Origin of the sequence: Caballeronia sp. NCF2, from assembly GCF_023631205.1 — a bacterium.
In the GTDB taxonomy this organism is placed as follows: domain Bacteria; phylum Pseudomonadota; class Gammaproteobacteria; order Burkholderiales; family Burkholderiaceae; genus Caballeronia; species Caballeronia zhejiangensis.
The window spans coordinates 1-7,780 of the sequence record NZ_JALQDN010000103.1 but is presented as its reverse complement, the minus strand read 5'-3'; the positions used below and the strand labels follow the sequence as shown (position 1 = coordinate 7,780).

The window sequence follows — 7,780 nt, the reverse complement described above, 5'->3', positions numbered from 1 at the left end:
CCGACGTCAAAACACACAAAAACTAGCGCAAAAGGGATGCGTTCATATAGATGTCATGACTTACGTAAGTCTCAATAGAAGCGCGGGTGATAGTGCAACAGTACATGCACGAGGTTCCGCCGCTGACACGAAAGGCGATCTTTTCATGGTGCCTTTCGTGCTCAGGCCTAGAAACGCTATCCACAGTTTCTGTGGGTAACCTTGGGGATAACCTCAGTCGCCGCCCGATGTTTGCGATACATCTCGTTCGGTAGAGAACGGGCAAGCGCGCGACATAAGCGCTAACGGTAATCGGTTTTCGTCTGATTGCGCAAGGCGGTGCCGAGATGCGGGGCATCGAGACCGACGAAGAATCCACCACTCCCGCGGTTCGGCAACGATCCTCGCCGCCTCAGTAACCGATCGTCAGCGGTTCCGGATGTTCGTCACTGATGACACGGGTTGCTCCCACCGCCCAGCCCTCCACGCCGAAGCCTGGTCGTTGCTGGCATCCCGTGGTGGTGTCGAGAAACGAATTTGCCGTGAACACTCGCTGCGCACCATCGGCGGCAAAGTACAGCGTAACAACGTTGCCCCGCCTCAGAGCAAAGGTGGCGTGGGGCCCATTCGTTAAGTCAAGAATCGGATCTCCACTGCAATCGGAGGACGCGAAGGAGACACCGACGGCCGCTACCCACCGAAAGTCGGTCGCTGAAAAGCGACGACTCGCATCTTGCAAGCGCTCGATGGGCACGACCGTGGTCGCGTTTCCCACGGTGAAGGCTACGCCGTTCAGCGCCCCGAAGATCGTGAGATCGCCGACAACATGCCCATTCGCATCGAACACGCGCACGGGGTGGTGCCGCAGGTGACGCACAGACTCATCGGCCACCGCCGTCATTACAACGCTCAACAGCAGTGCTCCAATCAAGGATGGCTTCATGTTGCCCTCCGTCGAGACGCCTCAAAGGCAAATCAATACGAGACGCGCAGCGGCTCGGGAAAGTGCTGAGTAAGCGGGTAGGTGCTTTTGATCGGCCAACTGTTGCCACCCGCATCGAACGGTACGCCTGTGCAGGTCGCCACGCCTGTGAGCGCGCTTATTGTCTTGTAGGACCACACTTGCACGCCGCCGGACGGCTCCGTACCTGCGATGTAGACGGTCACATCGGCACCTTCTCTAACCGGCATCGCCGGTGCGGGACTGCCAGCGTCGGCGACGGCTATGCTTCCGCTGCAGTCGTGCGACATGTACGGCACGAAGCCAGCACCAACCCACTCGTATTCTGAGGTTGTGTATTGAAGCGCACCCACGCGCTTGTGATCGATTGCCACAAAAACGGCCCTGCCCTCTATGTCCAGAAAAACGCCGTTGACCCCGGAGTAAACTTCAAGAAAGCCCACCGCCTTGCCCTGCGCGTCATAGACCACCGGCAGGCGCAGCTCGTCATTGGCATGATGGTGCCTCTGCTCTCGTTCATCGGCAAAAGTTGTGCTCGCAAACACGGCAAGCAGGAAAAGAAGAATTCGATACATGATGCGCCTCCCCTACCGATCTCAAACAATCAATAGCGTATGGTGAGCGGCTCGGGATAATGCGCCGTTAAGGGATAGCTGGTTTCGGCGGCGAAGCCAGGCACGGGCGACGGGGGCGGCTGATAGTGTCCTCCGCCTGAGGGAGGGTGGCAGTTCGTACCTTCGAGGACTGCTACGATTTGAAAGCCTACCGAGTCAGTATCGCCCGCAATCAACAGTGTGACGTCAGCGCCTTTTCTAACGGCGACGGAGGGCCGCGGACCGGTGTCGACAGGAATGACCGGCGAGCCGCTGCACGTAGGAGTGGGATAGCGAAGCAGGAAAGAGTCCGACCACTGGAATTTAGCCGAGTCGTACGAGTGGAAATTGCTGTTCAGGCGGGTGACTCTAGCGAAGACCAGCGCGCCGTCGATGGACAGGAAGACACCGTCGTAGCCGCCGTAAGACGCCAGGCGTCCAATAAGCTTCCCTTGCGCATCGAACACCTTGAGAACGCGGTGATCTTCATGTCGAATTCGGTCCCCGTCTTTGTCGGCACCAGCACTTAAATGAAGCGAGGTGGTGCTTAAAAGAAGGGAGACGACGAGTATGAGCAAGCGACGCATGCGCCTCTCCTTTGAGTGGCGGCACAGCGAATGTCGCGCGGCTCCGCCTTCAGCCAAGGAGAATAGATTCGCGGCGCGCCCAATTCAAGAAAGATCGGTTGTAGTTGAGAACGGCGCCTGACACCTTTCTAGCAATTTGCTGAGCAGGAGCGGTTGAGACGGTCATCGCATTCTCGCTGACGTTTGAGTCATACCTCTTCCTCGCTTACTTAAGACGCAGTTCTTCGCGCATTCGATCGAGCGCGCGGTACAGCTCGCGCTGATCTTCGATCGTCAACACAGACCCGCATGGTGTTCCTGCATCTCGCGCATGCGGTGCTCGATCTGATTCTCGTCAAAAGACGCAACGATTTGGCTCCCTTTCGCCGGTCCGCCGCTGGCCTGCTGAGATCAGAATTCCGAGGTGCACGCGCGTGCGTGCAATCCCTTCGAGCACGTCCATGAAAATAAGTCACATTGCGACCATCGCGTTCCTCAGTGCCTCAGCCATCGGCATGACCGGAGCGGTCAGCGTTGTCGCGCGCCAGTTCACGATCGAACGCTCAGCCGTTCAGGTCGTCGTTGATACAAGCATCGCCGCACGACTTCAGGGCTTGTCCGACGCGATGGAACACGTCCCGGCCGCTGGCCGTCCGTTGCTGCTGTCGAAATACGGCTTCAGGGACGAGACGGCGCTTGCTGCAGCCCTAGCAGCGCAGCGACGTGATCTGGACTCAGCAGAAAGACTGCGCGCGGCAGAACTCGCTGCCAACGAAAAGCGATTAGCAGCTTTGCTGGCGGCATGCGCCTTCAGTGCGATCGTCGCCATCATGGGGGCCGTTGCGCTCTACGACGCGCACGTGGCTCGCGGCCGAGTCACGCGCGAAGCCAATGCAATTGCCGCCTAGCGCCGTGCGACCTATCTCGCCTTATCAAAACAAGATGAATCTGATCGTTGTTAGCTTCGAGGACTTCACGAAGGACCCCGCCGGCGCGCGTGCTGACTCTGTACCGTCTCCGGGCTTCCCCGACAGCTGGATCGACGCGCTGGTCGGAACCGGCTCCGTCTTTTCGCGCGACGAAGCCGCGCCCGGCGCTGTAAAGACGATCGGCCTTCGCTTTCCGAGCGGCGAGCACGCCGAGCAGTTTTGCCTGAGCGTACGCAAAGTGGCCAATCTCCTCGGGACCCGCGCACACATCCACAAGGTTCCTGCCAATCAGGTGGACCTCACACTGAGCGAGGCCTCAAGACATCGTGCAAGTGTCATTTGACGGACTCACAGTCGCACTCGAAGACGTTCAAGACAACCCGGCGCGGTACGCGCGCCAGCTCGAACGCGCAAAAAAGTCACCGGGATACGCTATATGCCACTGCCGGGAGCGCGTCGCAGGCAAACTGTTGCGCCTCGTTGTGCGACGCTACGGCGCGCTTTTTCATCTCGCAAGATGGCCTGACGACGGGCCAAACCACGACGAGATCTCATGTCCGTTCTATGCCGCCGCGTCCATCAAAGATGGAAGTACGCCCGACGCCCTCAGTGCAATCCAGCAAACGCCCGCTGGGCTGAACGTCAAGCTCGACGTCTCGCTATCTGTTCGAACGCTCGAACGGTCGATACGCGCTGAAGGCGGCTCATCGCTCACCACCACAACTCGCCGCGCCGCGCCGCTCCTTGGGTTGCTGCAACGCGTTTGGCTCGAGGCCAATTTGCACGTCTGGCAAGGCGGTTCTACCCGCGGTTGGGGCCAGTGCAACGCACACCTCGTGGCCGCTCTTGGCGATGGCAAGCTTAACGGTAAGCCTATCCACGAGGTCTTGCATGTCATGCGTCGACACGACGAGAGCCAAGCGCAATCCATTGTCGCCGAGTTCAATGCGTTTCTAGACGAGATTACGAACACACCCCAAGCATCTCAACGCCGATTGGTGCTCGGCGAGCTCCGCGGCGTGATGGCCTCGAAGTACGGCTTCGTCGTCACGCTGCGCCAAACGAAGCGCACATTCTTCGTCTCCCCACCCGTTATCGAATCGGCCGCCGCGTCGTTTAGGTCCGCCTGGGCGATGATCGGTAACGCTAGTGCGCGCGTCGTGATTCTCGCCTTGATCGAGCGGACGCGGGACGGAAACCTTCGGATCATCGATCTTGCGCTGCAACTGTGCAGCAGCGGTTTCCTTCCCTGCGATTCGAGCTATGAGGTGGAGATGGCCAACCGGCTCGTTGCCGAGCGCCGACGCTTTATCAAGCCTCTGAGGCTCGAGGCCGGCGACGTCATGCTGCCCGACTTTCAACTGACGGACACCCGACAGCCGACGGCGATCGAAATATATGGGATGCAAGGCAATGAGCAATACCTTGCCCGCACGAAAGAGAAACGGGCGCTGTACGCGCGCGACGCAAAGCCGTGCGTTGAGTGGATACCGCCGGCCGAACTCGCGTCTGTACGACTTCCTAAACCGTTGACTTGACGGTCGCTCCTTCTAGGCTACTTTGAGCGCATCCGTAACTGTTAAGCAAATGATATGGCCTCGAACTCGTTTTTTCTGACTCGAGCAGTCGCGCGTAACGCCGACTGGCAAGTTAATTACCCCGCGCTCGCGATGGCCAGCACCATCGACGCGGTGGATGAACGACGCAAGCAGATCGTCGTTGCTGCTGCGGACGAAACGTCCCTGCGCGCGGTGTTCTTCAGTTCCCTCGGTGCAATACTCGACTTCCACGCGACTTGGGATGAACTGGAGCGGTCAGGCAAGGGATGGCTCGCTTTCACCATACGCTGGAACCGGTGGTGGTTGCCCAACGTTGAGCACGTTAAATGGATAGAGCAGCACGCGTTCGCGCCGACCGACCTTCGCTTCGCGAATCGGGACCAGGGGGTCGCCGCCGGTGATACCGCATCTTTTCGCGAATTCCTCGATGTCGTTGAACTCCACTATCGCCGCGACCCAGCCATCTCCAGCATCTTGTTCGCGCCTAACGCCATTGCAGCCGTCGAAACATCACCAATCAATACGGCCATGCGTCATTCATAAGACCGTCGATGCGCAAGGTCATTCCGTTCGGCAAGCGAGCCGTCGCTCCTAACACGCCCCGCGATGTTAAGGCCAAGTGTGCACATCGAAATCTTCGGCTCATCGAACACGGCTGTATCGTCATGTGCGCCGATTGTCATGTCACGCTCAGTCCGTTTTGGGCGCTGTCGATGATGTCCGAGCAGTACGCCTTGGCGATGGGGCACATCCACCGGCTCAAATCTCGAATCGAGCTCGCCGACGCTCGAATCCTAGAGTTATCGCGGGAACTCGATGCTATGTCGCCGGGCGAAAAGAAGCCCGAATAAGTCGTCTACCGACACTTGACCAACCGTCGAACAGTGGTGCAATAGATCACCAACGACTCAGGAATGCACCATGAAACGAAGCTTCGAATGCGGTCACAGCGGCAAGGGCAAATACTGTCACGCGTGCGCGGCGGCCGAGAAGCAGAAGGCCCAGCGTCGTCTCGACCTCGAGGAGAAGCGCACTGCGAAGCGAGTCGCGACCACCGACGATCCGATCGATCTGTCCATTGTGCGACACCTCTCGGCCGTACAACGAGAGGCAAGAGATCTGCTCGCAAAGGTCAGTAGCGGCGTGCATCCATTTTCACTCGACGGAAAGTTCATCAAGTCCTCGGCCGGCAAGCTGGTTTCCGTGCCAGTTGGCCGATCCTATCGCCTGCTCTTTGACGCCCCATCGCTCGCACCGCTACGCCTCGTCAGTCACGAAGACTACAATGGGATTGCGGCGAACCGCGTAGCGGCATGACGTCCCTCGACTCACGCTTCGCGCCGTAATCCTCTCAAGGAGGTGCTCGCGATGAAGGTCGGACCGACTTTGGCGTTGAGAACCGCGATCAACGCACTACGCGACATCGTCGAAAGTGAGCGCATGCCGAACGGCATTCCGCTTAGCGACGACGAACGCGAGTTGCATCGACTGTCTGCCGATGAACTCGAGAAGCAACTCGTGGCACTGAAAAATCTAGTGGGCCGGCTGGAAAGGTGACTTTCGGCCAGCGCGGTCGGGCGCCCTCACGCAGGTAGCTATAATTTACGGCGGCTTACAAAACTAGAACCGCCGGCGAGCCGGCGACAGGACAGTGCCATGACTGACGAGCTTTTTCCCTGCGACCATTGCGGCGGAAAGTGGTCTTTCGGATTCTCCCAGCGATTAGTCGGCCGTCCGTCGGCTCCTGAGCGCGACTTCGCTCGCCTCGGCAACAGTCTGGCGCCGCCCATGCAAGACATGGAACCGCGCTCACCGTACGACGTTCCCTACGAGAAGATCTGCTGCATTTTCTGCGAAGACTGTGGGATGCAGACGCCTTGGGTCCCGATCGGCAACGACCGCTATGAGGCCCTGGATAAAGCCGGCGAGATTTGGAATGCGCGGATGCGGCGGCCGAAAGCCACCGAGGGAGATCTGCTGCAGCTCGTCAGGAAAGAAATTAGCGCAGTCGACGCTGCTTACCTGATTGACCTTCTCTCGAGGAACGAAGACGACTGGGAGAAACGCGGGCCCATTTTCCAGATGCTCGCAAAGAAAATCGCCGACAGCAAAATTACAATGAGCGAGTTCTGGCCAGTCGACACAGTCCTCCGCGATGCGGCGCGATACCGAAAGCTGCAGCAGCTAGCGAAGCGCATATACATTGACGGAATCGCTTCGGTCCAGTTTCCCCGGATTCCCGCGACAGGCGGTGACGAAGGCAACTTTGAAAACAGCGTCAACGAGGCGGTCGATGACCTCCCCGACCGCAACCGCTGGTGACTTGACTTCATTCGGTTCCGATCATACTGAAGGGACCTACAAACTAGACACGGCAAACACGGACCGAATATGTCGCCCATCCAGTACATCGTCGCCGCCTACCGACTCCGCAACAAACTAGCGCCGCAGCTTTTTACGCTGCTCGCCCTCGGCGTGATCCTGACGTATCACGCGATGACAAGTCCGCAGTTGAGCTGGCTTTCGGACTGAAAATCCCAGAGGGACGCTATCCGGATAGCGTCCCTCTCAGCCAGCACCAAGGATTAAGATGTTGAATTGAAAGCGAAAAACCACTGTTACAAATTTCGCCGGATATGCACACCCCCCTTAGTCGGCGAACTTTTCGCATTGTAAAACGCGGTACAGGGCTGTTCTGCTGATGCCCAGGGCGATCGCCGCTGCTTTCTTATTGCCATCGGTTGCTGCGAGTGCCTCGTGGACTTGTTCTAATGTCACCTTAGGTGCCTTCAGCCGCCTCTGGACAGAAAAGCTAGACAGGTAAGCGCCGGCCTTTTGCTCTTTGCTATGGCCCGCCGCCTCAACCACGGCTTGCATCGCTTCGCGGTGGAGCGCCGGGTCGGCCCTCTGGTCGCTGCCTTTGATCGGCGCAGGAACGCCGGTGTATTTTTCAAACATCTGCTGCAAGAACTGATGCCTCAGGCCGTGGCACGTCACGCCCAAGCCAGACTTCGTCACACCATGGCGCTTTAGAACCGTATAGAAATGGTCCTTCCACTGAGTCTTGGTATAGCCGTCGGGGATCGTCGAGCCAGTAGACCGGTTTGCGTGTTGAGTGTCAGCGTCGGATAGATACTCCTCATTTTCGTCGAAGTAAATTTCCCCAGTTTTTTGTTTGGCGCCGCCGCGTAAG

The 7,780-nt window shown here is 58.5% G+C and carries 13 protein-coding genes; 9 read left to right on the top strand and 4 right to left on the bottom strand.

The features are described 5' to 3' along the window. Window positions 1-391: 391 nt before the first annotated feature. The 3 genes from NCS02_RS35945 to NCS02_RS35935 are packed head-to-tail and all read right to left on the bottom strand — an operon-like array spanning window position 392 to window position 2,120. Complete coding sequence (locus NCS02_RS35945) at window positions 392-922, bottom strand: hypothetical protein (protein WP_250520353.1); 531 nt, start codon at window positions 920-922, stop codon at window positions 392-394. A gap of 32 nt (window positions 923-954) precedes the next feature. Further along, complete coding sequence (locus NCS02_RS35940; protein ID WP_250520354.1) at window positions 955-1,515, bottom strand: hypothetical protein; 561 nt, start codon at window positions 1,513-1,515, stop codon at window positions 955-957. Between the two features lie 29 nt (window positions 1,516-1,544). Further along, window positions 1,545-2,120 (bottom strand): hypothetical protein, encoded by a 576-nt coding sequence (locus NCS02_RS35935; protein WP_250520355.1) that lies wholly within the window; start codon window positions 2,118-2,120, stop codon window positions 1,545-1,547. Between the two features lie 440 nt (window positions 2,121-2,560). Here NCS02_RS35935 and NCS02_RS35930 point away from each other — a divergent pair, with 440 nt between their 5' ends. The 9 genes from NCS02_RS35930 (at window position 2,561) to NCS02_RS35890 (ending at window position 7,119) form a co-directional block, all read left to right on the top strand. Then, window positions 2,561-3,007, top strand: a complete 447-nt coding sequence (locus NCS02_RS35930; RefSeq protein ID WP_250520356.1) for a hypothetical protein — start codon at window positions 2,561-2,563, stop codon at window positions 3,005-3,007. A gap of 34 nt (window positions 3,008-3,041) precedes the next feature. After that, a complete protein-coding gene (locus NCS02_RS35925) occupies window positions 3,042-3,371 on the top strand; it encodes a hypothetical protein (RefSeq protein ID WP_061138273.1) in 330 nt (109 codons plus the stop codon). Continuing rightward, window positions 3,355-4,566: a DUF1173 family protein gene (locus NCS02_RS35920; protein WP_250520357.1), complete on the top strand. Its 1,212-nt coding sequence runs from the start codon at window positions 3,355-3,357 to the stop codon at window positions 4,564-4,566. Before NCS02_RS35925 ends, NCS02_RS35920 begins: the two co-directional genes overlap by 17 nt. Window positions 4,567-4,620: 54 nt before the next feature. Then, a complete protein-coding gene (locus NCS02_RS35915) occupies window positions 4,621-5,130 on the top strand; it encodes a hypothetical protein (protein WP_250520358.1) in 510 nt (169 codons plus the stop codon). An 8-nt stretch (window positions 5,131-5,138) separates the two neighbouring features. Continuing rightward, the gene (locus NCS02_RS35910; protein WP_250520359.1) at window positions 5,139-5,438 is read left to right on the top strand and encodes a hypothetical protein; all 300 of its coding nucleotides are present in this window, start codon (window positions 5,139-5,141) and stop codon (window positions 5,436-5,438) included. A gap of 70 nt (window positions 5,439-5,508) precedes the next feature. After that, complete coding sequence (locus NCS02_RS35905; RefSeq protein WP_250520360.1) at window positions 5,509-5,904, top strand: DUF7682 family zinc-binding protein; 396 nt, start codon at window positions 5,509-5,511, stop codon at window positions 5,902-5,904. Window positions 5,905-5,955: 51 nt separating this feature from the next. After that, window positions 5,956-6,144, top strand: a complete 189-nt coding sequence (locus NCS02_RS35900) for a hypothetical protein (RefSeq protein ID WP_250520361.1) — start codon at window positions 5,956-5,958, stop codon at window positions 6,142-6,144. 99 nt (window positions 6,145-6,243) lie between these two features. Continuing rightward, entirely contained in the window at window positions 6,244-6,909 is a 666-nt protein-coding gene (locus NCS02_RS35895; RefSeq protein WP_250520362.1) for a Lar family restriction alleviation protein, read from the top strand. Between the two features lie 69 nt (window positions 6,910-6,978). Further along, on the top strand, window positions 6,979-7,119 hold the full coding sequence (locus NCS02_RS35890) for a hypothetical protein (protein ID WP_250520363.1): 141 nt from the start codon (window positions 6,979-6,981) through the stop codon (window positions 7,117-7,119). Window positions 7,120-7,236: 117 nt separating this feature from the next. On the opposite strand, the gene NCS02_RS35885 is transcribed toward NCS02_RS35890, so the two are convergent. Next, the coding region (locus tag NCS02_RS35885; protein ID WP_284504576.1) for a helix-turn-helix domain-containing protein at window positions 7,237-7,780 on the bottom strand (544 nt) is incomplete at its 5' end.

Coding starts and splice junctions, on each gene's coding strand:
- NCS02_RS35945 (WP_250520353.1), bottom strand. CDS start 922: ATGAAGCCATCCTTGATTGGAGCACTGCTGTTGAGCGTTGTAATGACG.
- NCS02_RS35940 (WP_250520354.1), bottom strand. CDS start 1,515: ATGTATCGAATTCTTCTTTTCCTGCTTGCCGTGTTTGCGAGCACAACT.
- NCS02_RS35935 (WP_250520355.1), bottom strand. CDS start 2,120: ATGCGTCGCTTGCTCATACTCGTCGTCTCCCTTCTTTTAAGCACCACC.
- NCS02_RS35930 (WP_250520356.1), top strand. CDS start 2,561: ATGAAAATAAGTCACATTGCGACCATCGCGTTCCTCAGTGCCTCAGCC.
- NCS02_RS35925 (WP_061138273.1), top strand. CDS start 3,042: ATGAATCTGATCGTTGTTAGCTTCGAGGACTTCACGAAGGACCCCGCC.
- NCS02_RS35915 (WP_250520358.1), top strand. CDS start 4,621: ATGGCCTCGAACTCGTTTTTTCTGACTCGAGCAGTCGCGCGTAACGCC.
- NCS02_RS35910 (WP_250520359.1), top strand. CDS start 5,139: ATGCGCAAGGTCATTCCGTTCGGCAAGCGAGCCGTCGCTCCTAACACG.
- NCS02_RS35905 (WP_250520360.1), top strand. CDS start 5,509: ATGAAACGAAGCTTCGAATGCGGTCACAGCGGCAAGGGCAAATACTGT.
- NCS02_RS35900 (WP_250520361.1), top strand. CDS start 5,956: ATGAAGGTCGGACCGACTTTGGCGTTGAGAACCGCGATCAACGCACTA.
- NCS02_RS35895 (WP_250520362.1), top strand. CDS start 6,244: ATGACTGACGAGCTTTTTCCCTGCGACCATTGCGGCGGAAAGTGGTCT.
- NCS02_RS35890 (WP_250520363.1), top strand. CDS start 6,979: ATGTCGCCCATCCAGTACATCGTCGCCGCCTACCGACTCCGCAACAAA.